1 protein-coding gene is annotated in these 224 nt (G+C 65.2%); it reads right to left on the reverse strand.

Annotated features, from left to right (window positions below):
- Positions 1 to 224: transposase (locus OP79_RS49485; RefSeq protein WP_169786278.1), on the reverse strand; the 224-nt coding region annotated here is incomplete at both ends.

Raw genomic sequence — 224 nt, forward strand, 5'->3', positions numbered from 1 at the left:
GCGGTTCTCAGCATCAGTTCCCGCAGCGCATGGTGGACCAGGAGATGGGCCCAGATCTGCTGGAGGACACCGTCAGGGGTCTTACTGCTGAGCACGACCCGTGCACCACGCTGGTGGGTTTTGATCTCGGCGAAGACGGATTCGATCTCCCAGCGCTCGCGGTAGAGCGCGGCCAGTTGCCGGGCCGGATAGCGGCGCGGGTCCACAAGACTGGTGACCAGGCG

Source organism: Streptomyces yerevanensis (assembly GCF_000716805.1).
GTDB lineage: Bacteria > Actinomycetota > Actinomycetes > Streptomycetales > Streptomycetaceae > Streptomyces > Streptomyces flaveus.